Raw genomic sequence first — 20,485 nt, 5'->3', positions numbered from 1 at the left:
GCGCCCGCCGCTGCATACGGATGCGAGCCTCGGGGATGTCAGCCCGGGGCCGAGAACTCCTTACGCCGGTGCTGGCGCTTGCCGTGGGGGGCCGTCTGGGCGAGCCGCCCACCGGCCGACGATGCACGCGCGCCGCCCTCTACACGGCCCCCGCCCCCGTCAGCGACCGCACCTCGGTCTCCGCGTGCTTGGCCTCATCGGGCAGTTCCGAGGAGGTGGCCGTGCCGAGCCAGCCCGCGACGAAGCCCAGGGGGATCGAGACGAGGCCGGGATTCTGCAGCGGGAAGTACTGGAAATCGACGCCGGGGAACAGTGATTCGGGGCTGCCGGACACCACTGGCGACAGCAGCACGAGCACGACGGCCGGGATCAGCCCGCCGTAGACGGCCCACACGGCCCCGCGGGTGGTGAAGCCGCGCCAGAACAGCGAGTAGAGCAGCACCGGCAGATTGGCGGACGCGGCGACGGCGAAGGCGAGGCCCACGAGGAACGCCACATTGAGGTCGCGCGCCAGCAGGCCGAGGGCGATCGCGACCACCCCGATGCCGACGGCGGCGGCGCGGGCGACGGCCACTTCGCTGCGCGGCCTGGACTTCCGGCGACGCAGCGAGGCGTACAGGTCATGGGCGACGGACGCGGAGGAGGCCAGCGTGATCCCGGCGACCACGGCGAGGATCGTGGCGAAGGCGACGGCGGCGACGATCGCGAACAGAACTGTTCCGCCCGTGGAGTCCGCGCCGCCGCCCAGATCGAGTGCCAGCAGCGGCACCGCCGTGTTCCCGGCCGCGTTAGATCCCCGTACCGCCTCCGGCCCCACGATCGCCGCCGCACCGAATCCGAGGACGATCGTCATCAGGTAGAAGCCGCCGATGAGCCCGATCGACCACACGACCGACCGCCGGGCGGCGCGCGCGGTCGGCACGGTGTAGAAGCGGGACAGGATGTGCGGCAGCCCTGCCGTGCCCAGCACCAGCGCGAGCCCCAGGCTGATGAAGTCGAGGCGGGCAGTCCAGTCCCCGCCGTACTTCAGGCCGGGCGCCAGGAACGATGTCCCGTGACCGCTGCGCTCCGCCGCCGTGAGCAGCAGCCGGTCGAAGTCGCCGTGGAACCGCACCAGGACGAGCACAGTGAGCGTGACGGTGCCACCGAGCAGCAGGACCGCCTTCACGATTTGGATCCAGGTGGTGGCCCGCATGCCTCCGAACGACACGTAGATCACCATGAGCGCGCCGACCCCGATGACTGTCCAGGTCTGCGCCGCCCCGCTGGTGCCCCCGAGCAGCAACGCGACCAGACTGCCCGCTCCCACCATCTGCGCCACCAGGTACAGAACGGACACGGTGACCGAGGATGTTCCCGCCGCGATCCGCACGGGACGCTCGGTCATCCGCGCCGCCACCACGTCGGCAAGCGTGAAGCGCCCGCAGTTGCGCACGAGTTCCGCGACGAGGAACAGCACCACGAGCCAGGCCACCAGGAAGCCCACCGAGTACAGCAGCCCGTCGTAGCCGTAGAGGGCGATGAGGCCGGAGATGCCGAGGAAGGACGCGGCCGACATGTAGTCACCCGCGATGGCAAAACCATTCTCCATGGGTGAGAACAGCCGGCCACCCGCGTAGAACTCCTCCGCCGAACCGTGCCGGTGACGGCTCACCCACGTCGTGATCCCCAGTGTCACGGCGACGAACGCACTGAACAGAAGCAACGCCAGCGCCTGATGGTCCCCCGTCACGACACACCTCCCCGGATACCCCGCGTCAGTTCCTGGGTGTCCCACCGCAGTTCGAGCGCGGCCCGGTCCCGGCGCAGCCGCGCGTGCCGCGCGTACGCCCAGGTGAACAGGAAGGTGGTGAGGAACTGTCCCAGCCCCGCCAGCATCGCCACGTTCACCGCGCCCGTCACGGGGCGTGCCATGAACCCGGGCGCCGTCGTCGCGGTCACCACATAGGCGACGTACCAGGCGAAGAACACGGCGACCCCCGGCACGACGAACCTCCGGTACCGGCTGCGCACCTCCTGGAAGGCCGCGCTGCGCTGGACCTCCAGGTACACCTCGGCCGCCGCGACAGCCGGGGCCTCGTGTTCCCGCGACACCGAAGACACCGCGGGCACGGGCGCGTCGGCGCCACCCGACTCGCCCCAGCCGGAGGCCAGCGCGTCGTACCAGGGGTCGTCGTACCTCACCCCTCCGGGCCCCTCGGCGAGCGCCGCTTCATGACCGTCATGGTTGTCGACCGAACTCTCGGCACCACCGCCGCCTCCGCGGGGGCGACCGTTGCTTGACTGCATGCCCAAGGATGGACAGAACGGGAAGATCCCCGACTCTTCTTCCCCGCGCTCTTCACCCCATTAGGTGACTCACCCCGTCGGTGGCCGTACAAGCCCCTTCCCGTACGCGTAACGCACCGCCTGCGCTCGGTCCGTCGGCCCTGTCTTGGCGAAGAGGTTGTTGATGTCGGGCCCCGCGCGTCACCCGACGGCCCACCGCACACTTGACGCGCCCGACCCGTACCCGGTTGACCCGCCACCTCACACCGCCCCGGCCCACCCGCGACCACCCACGCCTCAGCCCTTGGGGACGGAGCCGGCGATTGAACCGGCGCCCCGGACCAGTCCCATTCCCACCGGTCCGGGCACAGCGCAGCGGCTACGCGTCGATGCGCGACCGGTCCAGCGTCGCAGCCGAGCTGGAGATGAACTCCTTACGTGGTGCCACGTCGTTGCCCATCAGCAGGTCGAAGACCTGCTCGGCAGCGTCCAGATCGGAGAGGTTGATCCGACGCAGGGTGCGGTGACGGGGGTCCATGGTCGTCTCGGCCAGCTGGTCGGCGTCCATCTCGCCGAGGCCCTTGTACCGCTGGATGGAGTCCTTGTACCGGACTCCCTTGCTCTGGAACTCCAGGAGTTTGTCCCGCAGCTCACGATCCGAGTACGTGTAGAGGTACTTGTCCTGGCCCTTCTTCGGCTGGATCAGCTCGACGCGGTGCAGTGGCGGCACCGCGGCGAACACCCGGCCCGCCTCGACCATGGGCCGCATGTAGCGGTGGAACAGCGTCAGCAACAGGGTCCGGATGTGGGAGCCGTCCACATCGGCGTCGGTCATCATGATGATCTTGCCGTAGCGAGCCGCGTCGATGTCGAACGTGCGACCCGAACCCGCTCCTATGACCTGGATGATCGCGCCACACTCGGCGTTCTTGAGCATGTCCGTGACGGACGACTTCTGAACGTTGAGGATCTTTCCGCGGATCGGCAGCAGCGCCTGGAACTCGGAGTTCCGCGCGAGCTTGGCGGTGCCGAGCGCGGAGTCTCCCTCGACGATGAAGAGCTCGCTGCGCTCGACGTCGTCACTGCGGCAGTCGGCGAGCTTGGCGGGCAGCGACGAGGACTCCAGAGCCGTCTTCCGGCGCTGTGCGTCCTTGTGCTGACGTGCGGCGATCCTCGTACGGGCGGCGGCGACGGCCTTCTCCATGACGACGCGGGCCTGGGCCGCGGCATCCCGCTTCGTGGAGGTGAGGAACGCCTTGAGCTCCTTGGAGATCACGGTGTTCACGATGCGACGGGCCGCCGAGGTACCGAGGACCTCCTTGGTCTGCCCCTCGAACTGAGGCTCGGCGAGGCGGACCGTGACGACCGCGGTGAGTCCTTCGAGGGCGTCGTCCTTGACGACGTCGTCCTCGGCTACGCGCAGCAGCTTCTTGGTGCGGAGCACTTCGTTCATCGTCTTGACGACGGCCTGCTCGAAGCCCGCGATGTGGGTGCCGCCCTTGGGCGTGGCGATGATGTTGACGAACGACTTCACGGTCGTGTCGTAGCCCGTCCCCCAGCGCAGCGCGACGTCCACGCCGAGCTCACGGGTGACCTCGGTGGGCGTCATCTGGCCATGGTCGTCCAGGACCGGGACGGTCTCCTTGAAGGTGCCCTGACCGGAGAAGCGCAGGACGTCGCAGACCGGCTTGTCGGTGGCCAGGTACTCACAGAACTCGCTGATCCCGCCGTCGAAGCGGAAGGACTCCTCACCCTTGCTGCCCCCCTCGCCCAGGCCGTACTCGTCACGGACGACGATGGTCAGGCCGGGGACCAGGAAGGCGGTCTGACGTGCGCGCTGGTGCAGGTTCTCCAGGGAGAGCTTGGCGTCCTTGAGGAAGATCTGGCGGTCGGCCCAGTAGCGCACGCGCGTACCGGTGCGGTTCCTGGAGATCTTCTTGCCCTTGCGCAGGCCTCCCGGTTCGAACTTGGCGTCGGGGCCCATGGTGGCGAAGGCTCCGGGGACGCCGCGCCGGAAGCTGATGGCGTGGGTGTAGCCGCTGCGGTCCACCTCGACGTCCAGCCGCGCGGACAGGGCGTTCACCACGGAGGCACCCACGCCGTGCAGACCACCGGACGCGGCGTACGAGCCGCCGCCGAACTTGCCGCCGGCATGCAGCTTGGTCATGACGACCTCGACACCGGAAAGGCCGGTCTTGGGCTCCACGTCGACCGGGATGCCCCGGCCGTTGTCGCGAACCTCCACAGAGCCGTCGTCGTGGAGGATCACGTCGATGTGGTCGCAGTACCCCCCTAGGGCCTCGTCGACGGCATTGTCGATGATCTCCCACAGGCAGTGCATCAGTCCACGGCTATCGGTCGAGCCGATATACATGCCCGGGCGCTTGCGCACCGCCTCGAGCCCCTCAAGGACGAGCAGGTGCCGCGCGGTGTAGTTGGAACCGTCCCGGTCTGCTCCTGCCAGCAGAGCTGTGGACGGCACGGACGTTTCGGCGGTCACGCGGTTCGCTCCTCGCTGAATTTCAGGTGGGGCCCTTCTGGGTAAGGGCGCGGCTTGGGTAGCCGCTCAGAGGGTACCGAGGCCTGGTAGAGCCGATGTAACGCCACCCTCTCTTAAACTCACCCTAGTCCACGGTCGTATGCGTGTTCGATCCCTCGATTGAGTGAAGTACATATCACGTTCCCTTCGGGGCATGAACCATTTAGGCTCCGGGCACGTCCTCATGAACAACCGGCAACCCAGCCGGGAGGACCGACCCCCCGACCGACAGCGCGAACCCGTAAGCAACGAAGCCACGCAATACGGCACATTCGCCGCCAACCGGCAGCAGACAGCCGCCTCGGAGAGATTTTTCGAGGAAAAGCCCCGAGCGGGAACGTTTTAGGGCTGGTTGGATGTTGACCCTGGTACGACAGCTCGTCGAGCTAGAGAAGAGGCGACGTGACTACTGTTCTGACCCCCGCGAGCCCGCTGACGGCCGCTGACCGCTGCGACCGCTGCGGCGCCCAGGCGTACGTACGCGTCGTCCTGCTCAGCGGCGGAGAACTGCTCTTCTGCGCCCACCACGGTCGCAAGTTCGAGCCGGAACTCAAGAAGATCGCCGCTGAGATACAGGACGAGACGGAGCGGCTCACGGCCATTCCTGCATCCGCCTCCGAAGAAGAGCGCTGACACTCGCGTTCCACGACGAGCCAGCACCGGCACAGGCCGGCCAAGGGCGGCCGCCCCTGCTCCCAGGGGTAGCCGCCCTTGCTCGTGCCCATCGAGCCCCTCAGCCGCCGTCAGGCGGCCGTACGCGGCATGTCCGACCCACCGCCCCCGGACAGCGTCCGCACGACGTCGGACACACGCGTGTAGACACCAGGGCTGCCCGCACGACCGCAGCCACTCCCCCAGGACACGAGCCCGATCAGTTCCCCGCGGGCGACCAGTGGGCCCCCGCTGTCCCCCTGGCAGGCGTCCCGGCCACCCTCCTCCTCCCCGGCACACAGCATGGTGCCGACGAGGTACGTACCGTCGGCGCTGCCCGGATACGCCCTCTCACACAGTGCGTCGGGCAGCACTCGCAGCCGTGCCGCGCGCAGGCTCTGCGCGTAACCCCCCGCACCGGTGGCATCACCCCACCCGTAGACGGTGGCGCTCGTCCCCGGCAGGTATCCCGGATCACCGGCAGCCGCCATCCCGATCACCGAGCCCTGCGGCAGTGGCTCGGTGAGACTGAGCACAGCGAAATCCCCCGCGTTGCCTCCTTCGTCGTAGTCCGGATTCACCCAGGTGTCCCGCACGTGGATCTCCTGGCCCTGGTCCGAGAGAAGGTCCGTGCGGCCTGCGATCACCTTGAGGTCGCGGACGCGGTCCGGCGGGTCGCCGAGGACGTCCTCCCCCAGACAGTGGGCCGCGGTGAGCACAGTGGTCCGGCCGACCGCCACACCGCCGCAGAACTGCCCCGCCCTCGTACCTCCGAACCGGTCACGACTGGACAGAGCCACCGTCCAGGGGCTCTCGGACACGTCGACGGGGAAACCTCCCACGACGATGTTGTCGGCAGCCACGGGGACGGCCGACACCAGTGGTATGGCCGCCGCGGCGGCCGCCAGAACCAGCGGCCGGGCCAGCGCCCGAGCAATGCGAGACCGCATGCCTGCTCCTTACTCCGGGGTGTTGATCGGACACCCAGAGTCATGCAGAGCATCACGGCCCGCAGCACGAAGGCCCGGCTCCCTTCAGGGAGCCGGGCCTTCCATGTCGTACGAACGCGACCTAGTCGAGGTAGTCGCGCAGTACCTGGGACCGCGACGGGTGGCGCAGCTTCGACATGGTCTTGGACTCGATCTGGCGGATGCGCTCGCGCGTGACGCCGTACACCTTGCCGATCTCGTCGAGGGTCTTCGGCTGACCGTCGGTGAGACCGAAACGCATGGAGACGACGCCCGCCTCGCGCTCGGACAGCGTGTCCAGGACGGAGTGCAGCTGCTCCTGCAGGAGCGTGAAGCTGACCGCGTCGGCCGGAACCACGGCCTCGGAGTCCTCGATGAGGTCACCGAACTCGCTGTCGCCGTCCTCACCCAGGGGGGTGTGGAGGGAGATCGGCTCACGGCCGTACTTCTGGACCTCGATGACCTTCTCCGGGGTCATGTCGAGTTCCTTGGCCAGCTCCTCCGGGGTGGGCTCACGGCCCAGGTCCTGGAGCATCTGGCGCTGCACGCGCGCGAGCTTGTTGATGACCTCGACCATGTGCACCGGGATACGGATGGTGCGGGCCTGGTCGGCCATCGCGCGGGTGATCGCCTGACGGATCCACCAGGTGGCGTACGTGGAGAACTTGTAGCCCTTGGTGTAGTCGAACTTCTCCACCGCGCGGATGAGACCGAGGTTGCCCTCCTGGATGAGGTCCAGGAAGAGCATGCCGCGACCGGTGTAGCGCTTGGCCAGGGAGACCACCAGACGGAGGTTGGCCTCCAGGAGGTGGTTCTTGGCGCGTCGGCCGTCCTCGGCGATGATCTCGAGCTCGCGCTTCAGCTTCGGGGCGAGCTTGTCGGCGTTGGCCAGCTTGTCCTCGGCGAACAGACCGGCCTCGATGCGCTTGGCGAGCTCGACCTCCTGCTCGGCGTTGAGCAGCGGGACCTTGCCGATCTGCTTGAGGTAGTCCTTGACGGGGTCGGCGGTGGCACCGGCCACGGCGACCTGCTGGGCAGGCGCGTCGTCCTCGTCGTCGTCGGAGAGGACGAAGCCCTTGTTCTCGGCCCCCTCCTCTTCCTCTTCACCGGGCTTGACTTCCTCGACGGCCTCGTCCTCGACGACCTCGGCGTCATCCTTGCCGGCGGTCGTCTTCTTGGCCGTCGCCTTCTTGGCCACGGTCTTCTTCGCGGCCGCCTTCTTGGCGGTCGTCGTCTTCTTGGCAGCGGCCTTCTTCGCGGTCGCCTCGTCCTCGACGGCAGGCTCGGCGGCGGGTGCCGCCGGCGTGGCGGTGGCGGTGGCCTTCTTGGCGGTCACCGTCTTCGCCGCAACCGTCTTGGTGGCGGTGCGCTTGGCCGGACTCTTCGCTGCGACGCTCTTTCGGGTGCGCTTGGGCTCCGCGGCACTGACCATCAGCGTCACACCCTCTTCCTCGAGGATCTGGTTGAGGCTGCGCAGTACGTTCTTCCACTGAGTGGCCGGAATCTGGTCAGCTTCGAAGGCCCGACGCACGTCATCGCCGGCGATCTGCCCCTCAGCCTTTCCCCGCTCAATGAGCGCCATGACAGAGACGGACTCGGCGATCTCCGGCGGGAGCGTACGGGATGTGCTGGCCGACACGAACAACCTCTCGGAACGTTGGAAAACGGCTTCCGGCCCCGTCCATGCGGACAGGAACCGACCACCGGCCTTGGGGATGGGCCGACGGCGCGGGCGGGGGCCGGGAAGATGCACAGCGCCTTGAACGGCGTCCGTATTCCCTCCGCGGCTGTCACCTCTTAGGTCATCGCGCTGTCTCCCCGAGCGTTACGCCCAATCTGCGTGGCCCGAGTCACACCCCGTAAGCAATCAAAAACGGTCAGACACGGACAGAGAAGGTCAGGCGCGGTCTCGGCCTGGCGATTCCGGCCCAATCACCGCCACGTCGCACCGTCGGACCCCGCAGGATTCCCTGAGGATCCTGCGGGGTCCGACGGGAGACGGTTCGGCGGCCGGGCGATGCCACAGGAGGGGCGGGGCATCGCCGACCGCGCCGCCCGGGGTGCGCGGTCAGTGCTCGCGCGGCGCGGGCACCACGCGCTCCACCTCAGGATGGACGGTGAGAAGTTGTCGCATGGCCGCCTCGGCCGCCGCGCCGTCCCCGGTGGCGAGGGCGTCGGCGATCCGGCCATGGTGCGCCAGCGAGGCCTCGGTCGGCCGGTCACAGCCGGCGATCGGGCCACCGGAGACCTGCAGGGCGGCCGACACGATCCCGGACAGGTGCTCCAGCATGCGGTTGCCCGCGAGCTGGATGAGCAGGGAGTGGAACTCGGCGTCGGCGCGGGAGAAGGTGAGCACGTCGCCCTGCGCCATGGCGTGACCCATGATCTCGACCATGTCGGTGAGCCGCTGCTGGACGTCCTCGCGCCCGTGCCCGGCGGCAAGGCGGGCGGCGAGCGGCTCGATCGTCCAGCGCAGCTCGCTCAGCTCGCGGCGCTGGTCGTCGCGCTGCGGCCCGTAGGCACGCCACTCGATGATGTCCGGATCGAGGAGGTTCCAGTCGCTGACGGGGCGCACGCGCGTGCCCACGTTCGGGCGGGCACTGACCAGGCCCTTGGCCTCCAGGACACGGAGCGACTCCCGGACGACGGTGCGGGAGACCTCGAAGCGCTGGCCGATCTCCTCGGGGACCAGCGGACGGTCGGCGCCCAGGTCACCGGAAACGATCATCTGGCCAAGCTGCTGGACGAGTTGGCCGTGCAGTCCACGTCCGCGGTTGCCTGCGGCGCGTCGGCCCATGCGGCCCAGCTCCGGGTCCGCGCCGTCCCAGGAGGGGATGCCGACGCGGTCGGGCGCCGACGCCTCGGCGTAGGGGTAGCGGTCGAGTTCGCCCGGGCCGGCGAGACCGGAGTCTGCGGAGCGGGCGGCGGTCATCATGGTGTGCGCAAGGGTACTCACGGATCTTTTGTCGGCGTCGCCTCCAACTCCCTTGAGGTCTTTGGTGAAAAGCACACGAAAGGGTGATCGCTCACCCCGTCGCAATTGACGCCTTATCGGAAAGAAATGGGCGCGCCCCGGGGAGTTGTGCGCAGGGCGGAACCGATGGGGCGCGGACGGTCGTCATCGGACCCTGCTACGCAGGGTCGTGAGCAGATATGCGCAGAGCAGAGCGGTCAGCGACAACGTCAGCGCCCCGCCGACGGGTTGGGCGAGCACACGTACAGCGGCCGACAGATAGCGCTCTCCCCCGAAGGGCCACTGCGAAAGGAACACCTCACGCAGCCGCACGGAGAATCCGGCCGCCGCCCGCACGGACGCCCCCTCCAAGGCCTTTTGTACGAGAGGTACGACGAGAACCGGTACGGCGACCACTGCGGCGAGCCCGGCCGTGGTGGACCGGAAGACTCCCGCGGCCAGCACACCGGCCCAGGCGCACCCGATCACGAACCCGATCCAACTGACGGCCAGCGGCAACCAGTCGGCTGGGACTTCTGCGAGTTCCTGTCCGTAGACGAGGTACAGCACTTCGGCGTCGCAGCCCAGCGTGAGCAAGGCGAGCAGCAGCGCGGTGGCCGCGGCGACCACGAGTTTCGCGGCGAGCAGCCCCAGTCGGCGGGGCACCGTGCCGCGGTCCACCGCCAGGGCGGGATGGCGGAACTCGTCACCGAAGGCGAGCGCCCCGAGCAGCCCCGCGCCCAGTGCCGCGGGCGGCAGCGGGAGTTCCCGCGGCCACGCGGCCAGCAGACGCGGCTGCGGGGTGTGTCCGACACGTGCCAGGAGTACGGCCGTGAGGGCGGACGTGACGAGCACACCGGCGCCGGTGAGGAACCCCGTCCCGACCCCGGCGGCGCGACGCAGTTCGTAGCGCAGCGGACGCAGAGGGCTGGGCGCGGAACGGACGGAGATCGGGGGCGGGAGGGGGGCCAGGGGGTCGACGGTTGTGACGGCTTCGACGGGGCCGGCCGCGGATGACGGGCGGCCTTCCCCGTCGCTCGCACCGGTGTGTGTTCCCGCTGGACCGGACACCCGCGACGGTCCGGGTTCCCCTTCCGTACCGTCCGACAGTGCCCCGTCGAGTACGCGTGACTCCACCGAGGGAGCCGGCGCCACACGCGTGCCCGTGTCACCGACCTCGTCGGCGAGTTGGTGTACCAGGACGCCGTGCCGGAATGCGGTCTCACCCACATCCGCACACGTACTGCCGTATACGGACAGACGATTGCCGCTCTCCCGTACGACTTCGACGGAGCGCTGAGCGGTGCGGGCCTCCCTGGTGAGCAGCGATGCGAGGCGGGCGGCGTGAGGGCTGCGGACGGCGACCCGGGGGCGCAACCGGGTACGGGCGAAGTCCGCGGCGTCCTGGTCGGCGACGAGTCTGCCTTCGTCGAGCGTGACGACACGGTCAGCCGCGCGCGCCGCCTCCTTGGGATCGGCCGTGGTGAACAGGACCGTGCCACCCTGCGTGGCATGCGCCCTCAGCATGCCGTGCAGCCACTGGTTCTCGCGGGCGGACAGGCCGTCGGCCGGGTCGTCCAGAAGAAGGGTGTGCGGGTCGGGCAGAAGGGCACAGGCCAGACCGAGACGGCGGTCCATGCCGCGCGAGAGAGTGCCGAGCCGTTCTTCCCGCAGGCTGACGAGGCCGACCACCTCGAGGACTTCGTCAGCACGCCGGACCGGGACGCCCGCCGCAGCGCACAGCATGCGCAGGTGACCACGCACGCTGCGGGCGGGATGGCCCGGCACGTCACCCAGCAGCACGCCGACTTCGCGCGAGGGGTGCGCGATGCGGTGCAGGGGGCGGCCTCTGAAATAGGTGATGCCGCGGCCCCGTTGCAGTTCGAGCATCAGCCTGAGCGCCGTTGTCTTGCCCGCTCCCGCCGCTCCGAGGAGCGCGGTGACACGGCCTGCGCGCGCTTCGAAGGAGACGTCGTCGACCGCGGGCGGAAGATTCTTGCGGGAGTTGCTGGTCAGTCCGAAGGCCTGGATCACCCGTAGCAAGATAGCGCGCTATGTCCGTTTTTTCGGGTACCGCAAGGCCCGCTGCGCAGCCTCCGACAGTCCCTCGGCAGCCCAGACCGGCCTCCTGTTCGCCGTTGGGACCAGAGGCCGGTCCGCTGTTCCGTCAGATGCGGTCGGTCCTTGAGGCCCCGCTTCTCTGCCTCACACCTCTGGCCGCAGCATCGGCGGGTTGAGGAGCGTGGCCCCGCCGGCGCGGAAGAGCTGGGCGGGGCGGCCGCCCTGGCGGGTGGTCGTACCGCCGGTGGGCACGAGGAAACCGGGCGTGCCCGTGACCTTGCGGTGGAAGTTGCGCGGGTCGAGCGCGACACCCCACACCGCCTCGTAGACGCGGCGCAGCTCGCCGACGGTGAACTCGGGCGGGCAGAACGCGGTGGCCAGCGACGAGTACTCGATCTTGGAACGGGCTCGCTCCACGCCGTCCGCCAAAATCTGCGCATGGTCGAAGGCGAGCGGCGCTACGGGTTCGCCGTCCCGGCCGTAACCGCCCTGCTGCAGCAGTTCCTCGACGGGCGCCCAGCGAGCGTTGCTCGCGTCACCCCCCGCGCGCGGAGCGGGCAGATCGGGGGCGAGGGCGAGGTGGGCGACGCTGACCACGCGCATCCGGGGATCGCGCTTGGGATCGCCGTAGGTCGCGAGCTGTTCCAGGTGTGCCCCGTTGTCCTGGACCCGAACGGCCGGGTCGTGCGCGCGCAGTCCGGTCTCCTCCGCCAACTCGCGCGCCGCGGCCTGCGCCAGATCCTCGTCGGCCCGTACGAAACCGCCGGGAAGCGCCCAGCGCCCCTGGAACGGCGGCTCCCCCCGGCGCACCGTCATCGCGCACAGAGCATGGCGGCGCACAGTCAGCACGACAAGGTCCACGGTGACGGCGAAGGGCGGGAAGGCTGACGGGTCGTAGGGCATGCGGCGATCATAGTCGTCTGCTTGACGATAAACACTCCTTTCGTCGGCCGCACCGGCGGCCGGTCCGCTTCGGTCCGGTCGGGGTTCAGGCTTGGCTCGGGTCGTCTTCCTTTGCTGTGTCGTACGAGGTCACGCCCCGAGTTGCAGGCCGTCGGCCGCCTCCTCGACCATGGCGAGGCCGAGTCGGCTGACCCGCACGGAGAAGGGGTCGCCCGCGACGCGCAGACCGGTCAGGCTGATCTCTCCGAGGGGCGCGCTGCGCATCGGGCGCAGCGTGACCGTCCCGGCCGGGGCGTCGGGGCGAATCCCGGCCAGCGTGGTCAGCAGCAGGACACCGGCAGCCGCTGCGGTCGCCGACGGGCGGCAGGCCGCCGGATGCGGGAGTGGTGCGCCCCCTTCCGCGCGCTGCTCGCCCGCGTACATCTCGGGGAGCCGGTGACCGAACGTCTCAGCTGCCGCCATGACGCCCCGCAGCAGCGAACCGGCCTCCTTCTCGTAGCCCGCCGCGGCCAGACCGGCGACGGCGACGGCCGTCTCGTGGACCCGTACGGCACCGGCACGATGGCCGAACGGGTTGTATCCCGCTTCCTTCGCGCCCAGTCCGCGCAGGCCCCAGCCTGAGTCCATGGCCGGACTCCCGAAGAGCCTGGCGAGCTGTTCGGTCTGCACCCGGTCGAGCAGCCCGGGTGCCTGCTCGCCCCCACCCAGCAGGCCGGTGTCGAGCAGATGGACGGCTGTGGCGCCAAGCTGCGGAACGAGACGCCCGTCCGGGGCACGGGCGATCGCCGGCCGGCCGCCGCCACGGTCCTCGACCCAGAAGTCCCGGCAGAACGCCGTACGCAGTTCTCGGGCCCACTGGCGCAGCTCGGTGCCGCCCGGCCTGCCGCACGAGTCGAGCAGCTCGGCGCCGAGCACCGCCGCGCGATGGGCATGGGCCTGTGTCTCACAACGGACAGGCCCGCCGGGCTGCGGGTCGCACAGATACGTACCGTCGCCCACGGTCGTCCGCAGCCAGGTCAGGCACCGCTCGGCCACTGGTAGCAGCTCCTCCGTCTCCGGCTGGGGAAGCCCCCACCTTCGGGCCTCCGCCAGGAGGGCCGGGAAGAGCAGAGTGGCCTCCGTGCCCGTGCAACCGGGCGGCAGATGCACCCCTGCGTCCCGCCTCGGTCCCGGGATCATGCCGGACCGCGGTCCGCCCGCGTCCGGGAGTTGGGTACGGGCCAGGGTGCGCAAGGTGCCGGCCGCAAGCCTGGTGCCGAGCGGCAGCGTCATTCTGGCCGCGGCGAGTGCCTCGACCGGTGCCATCCCGCAGCGCCAGGGTGCTCCTGCCGCCAGATGCGTGTCGGTGGGGTGCGCCGGGTCGCGCAGCAGCAGGGCCTGGAGGTCCTCGATGCCGGTGTGCAGCAGGGCCTGCACTCCGGGGTGGTCGCCGGACGCCCGTGCGGTAGCCAGCGGGCTCGTCGCGGCACGTCCCGCGGCCCTGACGGGTCCCGCGCCGTCGGGGCATACGCGCAGTTCCACGCTCGCCGTGCCGCCCGGGGGCAGTTGGAACTCCCAGCGCAGCAGTCCTGCCGAGGCCAGGGCATCAGCGGGCGGCGGATCGGCCGTGACCGATGCGCTCGCGCCGGCGCAGGACCAGCGCAGGCCGGAGTCGTGGACGCTGGCGGACAGCTCGGGTCCCGCCCGTCCCGACGCGATGGCTCCCAGGTCGGCCAGATCCGTACCGAGGGCCACCTCCACGGGCAGGCGGAGCATGCGGGTGGCCGCGCTGTGGAGAGTGATGCGTTCCGTGCCGTCCGCGTGACGCGTGCGCTCAACCACGACGTCCGGATCCGGTCCGGCGCCCGGGGAGGCGCGCAGTGTGCCCACGAAACGTGCGCGATCTGCCGCGGTCGTCCTGGCCTGGACCGCGACCGGTTCACGTCCGGCGACGCGAAGCTGGCAGCGGGAGAGCACGCGTCGGCCCGCGCGATAGAACCCCTCCAGGCCGTATCCGTTCAACTGCCCTTGATCCGAGGAGATGACGAGCCCCGGGAGCGCGACACAGATGAGCGTTGCGTGGGCCGGGGGCAGGTCGGCCGAGCGGCGAGGGGGCAGGGGCGAGGCGGGATTCGGGGGTGAGGGCAGGGGTGACGAGGGCGAGGGCAGGTTGTCCTGTTGAGTGGGCGCGATCGAGCGATCCGGACGGGAGACGGCTGGGTGCGGCCTGCGCTCTTGGGTCGTCGACGGAGCGGGGCGTGGTGGCTGGGCCGTCGTCAGCGGCGGGTTCGGCTCCGTGGGCGCAGACGGCCGGCGTTGCGGACCCGTGCCTGGGACGAGCCGGGGGTGGTCCTGTGCCGGCGACGGAGACGGATACCGGCGGGGATCCGCACCCGGGCGCTGCCTCTCCTGCCCCCTGGATTCGGTCGGGCCCGGCAGCTGCGGCGGTGGGCTTGCGGCTCTGCTCCAGGGCGGCGCGGAACTGCCGAGAACGGAGCTGTCGTCGGTGGCGGAGGGCGGAGTCGGCTGATGCAAGGGGCGGCTTCCTCTGCGCTCTGTGCGCCTGGATCGTGGTCGGCGCCGGGTGCGGGGCTCCTGGGGGACAAGGGCGGTGCGGCGGCACCCCTACAGGTGTTCCGCCACTCAGGTGAACGGGACGGACCTCTTCGGGGTCACGCCCGCGACGACGGAAGCCGACCGAATGGCGGCGACGGCGAAGGCAGGGGGTCCCTTGTCGCCCGAGCAGGAGCCGCACGCCGTCCCGGTGCCTCACCCGGACCCGCTCAGCCCGGTCGTGCCGGAGATTGCCCTGGGCGGGCTTGCCCGCCACCCGGCAGCGGAGGGCGTGCCACAGCCGCGCGCATCCCTCCCGCAGTGGGCCTGCCGGACCACGGAGTCGCCCGACGACTTCGCGGCGGTCGTTCATCCTTCCCCCTCTGTGGCGTCGTCTCCCGCCTGTGCGGCTGTGGGGCGGGCACTGCGGCGGCGCGTGCTGTCCTGGCCCGTGAAGCGCCGGCGTGCGTTCTCCTGCCCCGAAGGCCGTGGCCGCGTACCGCCGGTCCCCGGAGCACCGGGACGGGTAGCGCCGGTGGAACGTGTGCGGGTGTGCGGCTCGTCCTCTTCCCTCCCCGTCAGTCGTCCTCCCGCACCGGCGGAATGAGAGCGGCCGTCGGAGCCACCGCCCACCCGAGTCCGTCGACGGCGACGGGAAGCTGCCGCGGGCGAAACCGGCGTGCCAGATCCGCCGGTACCCGACTCGTTCAGCGACACGGGAGCTTCCCCCGCTGACCTCACCTCCTGCGGCGTCGAGGCCCCATCAGCACGTGGCGCGTCTCCCCGCACTGGTGCCGCGAACTCCCGTGGCACCGCGGATTCGGTCCCCCTCTCCCCCGCGCCTCCCCTTGCCTCCGTACGCGCTCGCGCCATGCGCGCCTCGCGTTCTGCGCGCAGACAGTGGCGGATGGACTCCGGGTCCAGGCCCTCGTTGCAGGCCTGGTGGAGGAGCCGGGCGAAGAGGTAGTCGGGATCGGCGCCCAGGGCCATGGCCATGGCCTCCCGCGCCTCGATGTCGTCGCCGGCCGACCAGGCGACCCAGCCGACGAGCGTGAGCGGGGCCGCAGCGTGCTCGCCGTACGACCCGACGCAGCGGCGTGCCAGAGCTCGCCAAAGACGCAACGCCGGGCCGGCTTCGTGGCCCTCCATCCACTCCGCCGCGCGGTCGCGGGTCGAGCGGTCCTGCAGGCCGAGGATCAATGTGGCCGCTTCGTCGTGTCCGAGCAGTTCGTCGTCCCGCAGGTCCCCCAGGAGGGCGCCGGAGACGGGCGGCGCTTCGGCGAACCGGGTCATCACCCGCTCGGCGAGAGCCACCGTCTCCTCCGCCACGTCCGCCCGGCTCGCCTCGTCGAGCATCCTGGGGACTTGCGACATGCTCGCGGTGTCCAGGGCGACCTCCTGCTCCAGTGCGGCGGCGGTCTCCCAGGGCAGCAGCCTGGCCCGCAACTCGCGCAGCGTGCCGCGCACCTGCAGTCCGGCGTAGGTGGCCGCGGCAGCCAGCACGGAGGTGCCGGGCAGCCCCATCGGCAGCCCTTCGGGGGGACAGCAGCCCTCGCTCGGGCAGCAGTACGACCAGAAGCGGCCGTCGGAGATGCACAGCGCCTCGATCACGGGCACGTCGAGCCGCCCGCACTCCGTGCGCAGAAGGCCGCCGAGCCGGGCCAGCCGCCTCATGACCTGCTGGCCGGTCTCGCCCTTGACCGGTTCCTGGCACAGGTAGGCGACCATCTGCTCGGGTTTGGCACCCCTGCGCTCGCTGCCCGTGATCAGACCACGGGCCAGCTGCCGGGCCGCCGGCTCCCAGTCCTCCTCGCTCGACGGAATGCCGAGCCGGGCACGTCCGCCGAACCGGCCACGCCCGCCTCGGTCGTGCAGGGCGACCAGGACGATGCTGTCCTCGGGGCGGTACCCGAGCAGGTACGGCAGGGCGTCGGCGAGTTCGGCCGGTGTGCGCAGGGTGAGCTGGTGGTCGCTTCCCCGGGCGTCGTACGTCACGCACTCGACGTGTTCGCCGGCCACGGCCGGGAGGCGCCCGGCGTCCGCAGCCGGGACTTCGGGCCTCTCATATCCGTCACGTCCGCCGATGTCGCCGTTCTCGGAGGATCCAGTCGTTTCGCTGTGATTCGTCATGCGCAGACGATCTCGCGGATCGGCGCATTCCGCTTTCGCCTGTGGATAAGTTCGGTCAGGGCCACGCCAAACACGGTTCCCCGCCCGCCTGATTTCCTTGCGCATGCACATGTGCCTGCCGCCTCGGCACGGCCTCGGAGCCCGCCTGTCAGTGCCGTCCTGTTGTATGGGACGTATGACGCACACGAGCAACGCGGAATTGCGCGCGGCAGCCGATGCGGTCCTCACCCGCCTCGTCGGGGACGGCACCGGGTCGGCCCGACTGCGCGAGGACCAGTGGCGGGCGATCGAGGCATTGGTGGCTGACAAGCGCCGGGCTCTCGTCGTGCAGCGCACGGGCTGGGGCAAGTCCGCGGTGTACTTCGTGGCGACCGCCCTGCTGCGCGAGCGCGGTGCGGGGCCGACCGTGATCGTCTCTCCGCTGCTCGCGCTCATGCGCAACCAGGTCGGCGCCGCCGCTCGCGCCGGCATCCAGGCCCGGACCATCAACTCCTCCAACACGGAGGAGTGGGAGACCATCCAGGCCGAGGTCGCCGCGGGCACGGTCGACGTGCTGCTGGTAAGTCCGGAGCGACTCAACAACCCGGACTTCCGCGACAACGTCCTGCCCGAACTGGCCGCCGCCACCGGGCTCCTCGTTGTCGACGAGGCACACTGCATCTCCGACTGGGGCCATGATTTCCGCCCCGACTACCGGCGGCTTCGCACCATGCTCGCCGACCTCCCGTCCGGCGTTCCGGTGCTCGCCACCACGGCCACCGCCAACGCACGGGTCACCGCGGACGTGGCCGAACAGCTGGGCACGGGCACGGGCTCCGACGCCTTGGTGCTGCGCGGCCCACTGGACCGCGAGAGCCTCAGCCTGGGTGTGCTCCAGCTGCCCGACGCGGCCCACCGGCTGGCGTGGCTCGCCGATCACCTGGCTGACCTGCCGGGTTCCGGGATCATCTACACCCTCACGGTCGCCGCGGCCGAAGAGGTCACCGCCTTTCTGCGGCAGTGCGGTCACACGGTCGCCTCCTACACCGGCAAGACGGAGAACGCCGAGCGGCAGCAGGCCGAGGAGGCCCTGCTCGCGAACCAGGTCAAGGCGCTCGTGGCCACGTCCGCACTGGGTATGGGGTTCGACAAGCCCGACCTGGGCTTCGTCGTGCATCTCGGCTCCCCCTCCTCCCCCATCGCGTACTACCAGCAGGTCGGCCGCGCCGGGCGCGGCGTGGAGCACGCCGAGGTGCTGCTTCTGCCGGGCCGGGAGGACGAAGCGATCTGGGCCTACTTCGCCTCCGTCGCGTTTCCGCCCGAGGAGGCGGTCCGCCGCACTCTCGACGTCCTCGGGCAGGCGAACCGCCCCGTGTCCCTGCCCGCACTCGAACCGCTCGTGGAGCTGAACCGCACCCGCCTGGAGACCATGCTCAAGGTTCTCGACGTGGACGGCGCCGTCCACCGCGTCAAAGGCGGCTGGACCGCCACCGGCAACCCTTGGTCGTACGACACCGAGCGCTATGCCTGGGTTGCCAAGCAACGCTCCACCGAGCAACAGGCCATGCGCGACTACGCCACCACGAGCGGCTGCCGCATGGAGTTCCTGAGGCAGCAGCTGGACGACGAGGAGGCGGCCCCGTGCGGTCGCTGCGACAACTGCGTCGGCCCCCGTTTCACGGCTGACGTCTCCCCGACCGCCCTGGACACCGCGGGCGGCTCCCTCACGCGCGCGGGGGTCGTGGTCGACCCCCGCAAGATGTGGCCCACCGGCCTCCCTGCCATCGGCGTCAACCTCAAGGGCCGTATCCCGTCCGGAGAACAAGCCACCCCGGGCCGGGCATTGGGCCGGCTCTCCGACATCGGCTGGGGCAACCGGCTCCGCCCCATGCTCGCGCCGCACGCCCCGGACGCCCCCGCTCCCGACGACGTGATGAAGGCCGTCGTGACGGTACTGGCCGACTGGGCCAAGGCACCGGACGGCTGGGCGTCGGGCAAGCCGGACGCGCCGGCCCGTCCCGTCGGCGTGGTCACCATGCCCTCGCGCACGAGGCCGCAGCTGGTCCGGTCTCTCGGCAACAGGATCTCCGAGGTCGGCCGACTGCCCCTCCTCGGGTCCCTGGCGTACACGGACCATACGGCCGACCTTTCCTTGCCCCGCTCCAACAGTGCCCAACGCCTGCGCGCCCTCGAGGGAGCACTCGTCGTTCCTCCACCGCTGCGGGAGGCACTTGATGCCGCGCACGGCCCCGTGTTGCTCGTGGACGACGTGACGGAGACCGGCTGGACCCTCGCGGTCGCCGCCCGTCTGCTCCTGAGGTCCGGTGCGCAGGGGGTGTTGCCACTGGTCCTGGCGGTACGCGGCTGAGCACGCGTCAGACATCGGAGAGCCCGGTGGCGGGGTACGGATGTGTCGTGCTCGAACGTCCCGTGCGTCGTCTTCCGGAACACCGGGTAGGGATATAAGACGCTAACCTCTCGAAAAGGGCCGGTAGGCCCAATTGCTCGTTGCCGCAACCAAGTTCGACAGGAAGAATTGAAGTCCGCTCCCCGCACGGCTCGTCCGTGACCACGTAGGGCTCTGCTGCGGCGTGCGCTTCCCCGAATCCGACCCCGCCCGCAGTGTGGGCGCGTAGCCGAAGGGAGGACCGTGACCTTCGGATTCGCTCCGTCCTCCGCGGCGTCGACATCGTCGCCAGCCGAACTGTCCGCCGCATCCACCAATCCTCTGGCCCGCATGCTCGAACCCGCGGAGTGGGCCGCTGCCGGGATCCCCCTGCTGCGCAATCCCCGCGAGGTCGTCAGCGGGCTGCACACACGGCATCTCCCCGAGCCGACGACCGCGATCGTGGCAGTCCTCGACGCCGACGAGCGGCTTCGGGCGAGCGCCTCGTTCACCCGCCGTCCGGCACCGGCTGACGGCTGGATGTCCCGAAACGTGCTGCTGTCCCAGCTGCGCCGGGTGATTCCGCACGACCTGCGTCGCCGCACACCGGTGCGCACCGCCGTGCTGCTGTACTGCCGTGAAGGGGACGCGCGTTGGACCGAGGAGGACGGCGCGTGGATGTGGGGACTGCGTGACGCCTGCACCCTGCACGGGCTGCGCTGCGGGGCGTACATCACACTGACCCGCGACGGCTGGCAGGTCCTCGGCGAGGGGCGGGGCGGACGCCGCCCGAACGCGGACTCGGCACCGGAGCCCTTCGCCACATCCGAGGCGCCGCCTCCGCTGCCGCGCACAGGCGGCGCCGTCTCGGAGGTACTGCGCCGCGCGGCGGCTCGCTGACACCGGCCGAGCGTCTGCACGTCGGCCGCGTGCTCATGCCGTACGCGTACGGCCTGGTGCGCACCCGCCGCGCGCCGCCGAGCCCGCACGACAGCCCGAAGCACCGGCACGGCGAACCGACCGCGTGGCTGACAGCCACGGCACGCACGCGCCCCGCAGTGCGCAAAGCCAGGCACAGCACTGACCGTACGGATGCCGGCACGACAAAGCAGCCG

At 70.5% G+C, this 20,485-nt stretch carries 13 protein-coding genes and 1 pseudogene; 3 read left to right on the top strand and 11 right to left on the bottom strand.

From position 1 onward, the window contains the following. Nucleotides 1–139: 139 nt before the first annotated feature. From ACZ5XS_RS28395 to ACZ5XS_RS28380, 4 genes and pseudogenes are all read right to left on the bottom strand, one after another. Nucleotides 140–1,732 (bottom strand): solute symporter family protein, encoded by a 1,593-nt coding sequence (locus tag ACZ5XS_RS28395; RefSeq protein ID WP_468655962.1) that lies wholly within the window; start codon nucleotides 1,730–1,732, stop codon nucleotides 140–142. Then, nucleotides 1,729–2,289, bottom strand: coding sequence for a DUF485 domain-containing protein (locus tag ACZ5XS_RS28390; protein ID WP_468655960.1), 561 nt, complete (start codon nucleotides 2,287–2,289; stop codon nucleotides 1,729–1,731). Before ACZ5XS_RS28390 ends, ACZ5XS_RS28395 begins: the two co-directional genes overlap by 4 nt. Nucleotides 2,290–2,358: 69 nt before the next feature. Beyond that, nucleotides 2,359–2,454 (bottom strand): annotated as a pseudogene (locus ACZ5XS_RS28385) (DNA-binding response regulator); the annotation flags it as partial. 193 nt (nucleotides 2,455–2,647) lie between these two features. Continuing rightward, nucleotides 2,648–4,768 (bottom strand): DNA gyrase/topoisomerase IV subunit B, encoded by a 2,121-nt coding sequence (locus ACZ5XS_RS28380; RefSeq protein ID WP_468655958.1) that lies wholly within the window; start codon nucleotides 4,766–4,768, stop codon nucleotides 2,648–2,650. A 441-nt stretch (nucleotides 4,769–5,209) separates the two neighbouring features. On the opposite strand from ACZ5XS_RS28380, the gene ACZ5XS_RS28375 reads away from it, so the two are divergent. After that, nucleotides 5,210–5,440, top strand: coding sequence for a DUF7455 domain-containing protein (locus ACZ5XS_RS28375; RefSeq protein ID WP_217237384.1), 231 nt, complete (start codon nucleotides 5,210–5,212; stop codon nucleotides 5,438–5,440). 110 nt (nucleotides 5,441–5,550) lie between these two features. Here the strand turns inward: ACZ5XS_RS28375 and ACZ5XS_RS28370 are convergent, their stop codons facing one another. The 7 genes from ACZ5XS_RS28370 to ACZ5XS_RS28340 all read right to left on the bottom strand — a co-directional run bounded on the left by ACZ5XS_RS28370 (nucleotide 5,551) and on the right by ACZ5XS_RS28340 (nucleotide 17,005). Further along, nucleotides 5,551–6,408, bottom strand: a complete 858-nt coding sequence (locus ACZ5XS_RS28370) for a serine protease (RefSeq protein WP_468655956.1) — start codon at nucleotides 6,406–6,408, stop codon at nucleotides 5,551–5,553. A gap of 121 nt (nucleotides 6,409–6,529) precedes the next feature. Then, nucleotides 6,530–8,065, bottom strand: coding sequence for an RNA polymerase sigma factor (locus ACZ5XS_RS28365; RefSeq protein ID WP_468655954.1), 1,536 nt, complete (start codon nucleotides 8,063–8,065; stop codon nucleotides 6,530–6,532). Between the two features lie 429 nt (nucleotides 8,066–8,494). Beyond that, on the bottom strand, nucleotides 8,495–9,382 hold the full coding sequence (locus ACZ5XS_RS28360; RefSeq protein WP_217237381.1) for a FadR/GntR family transcriptional regulator: 888 nt from the start codon (nucleotides 9,380–9,382) through the stop codon (nucleotides 8,495–8,497). Nucleotides 9,383–9,544: 162 nt separating this feature from the next. Continuing rightward, the gene (locus ACZ5XS_RS28355) at nucleotides 9,545–11,413 is read right to left on the bottom strand and encodes an ABC transporter ATP-binding protein (protein WP_468655952.1); all 1,869 of its coding nucleotides are present in this window, start codon (nucleotides 11,411–11,413) and stop codon (nucleotides 9,545–9,547) included. 171 nt (nucleotides 11,414–11,584) lie between these two features. After that, complete coding sequence (locus ACZ5XS_RS28350) at nucleotides 11,585–12,343, bottom strand: NUDIX hydrolase (RefSeq protein WP_468655950.1); 759 nt, start codon at nucleotides 12,341–12,343, stop codon at nucleotides 11,585–11,587. 129 nt (nucleotides 12,344–12,472) lie between these two features. Next, entirely contained in the window at nucleotides 12,473–14,392 is a 1,920-nt protein-coding gene (locus tag ACZ5XS_RS28345; RefSeq protein ID WP_468656038.1) for a glycogen debranching N-terminal domain-containing protein, read from the bottom strand. 852 nt (nucleotides 14,393–15,244) lie between these two features. Continuing rightward, a complete protein-coding gene (locus ACZ5XS_RS28340) occupies nucleotides 15,245–17,005 on the bottom strand; it encodes a DUF4192 domain-containing protein (RefSeq protein WP_468655948.1) in 1,761 nt (586 codons plus the stop codon). A gap of 175 nt (nucleotides 17,006–17,180) precedes the next feature. Between ACZ5XS_RS28340 and ACZ5XS_RS28335 the strand changes: the two genes are divergently transcribed. Beyond that, nucleotides 17,181–19,352 (top strand): RecQ family ATP-dependent DNA helicase, encoded by a 2,172-nt coding sequence (locus tag ACZ5XS_RS28335; protein WP_468655946.1) that lies wholly within the window; start codon nucleotides 17,181–17,183, stop codon nucleotides 19,350–19,352. A gap of 282 nt (nucleotides 19,353–19,634) precedes the next feature. Continuing rightward, complete coding sequence (locus ACZ5XS_RS28330) at nucleotides 19,635–20,270, top strand: hypothetical protein (RefSeq protein WP_468655944.1); 636 nt, start codon at nucleotides 19,635–19,637, stop codon at nucleotides 20,268–20,270. The last annotated feature ends 215 nt before the right edge of the window (nucleotides 20,271–20,485 follow it).

The organism is Streptomyces sp. NPDC033131, assembly GCF_055578365.1.
The sequence above is the reverse complement of the archived record's forward strand: the minus strand, read 5'-3'. Positions and strand labels throughout refer to the sequence as shown.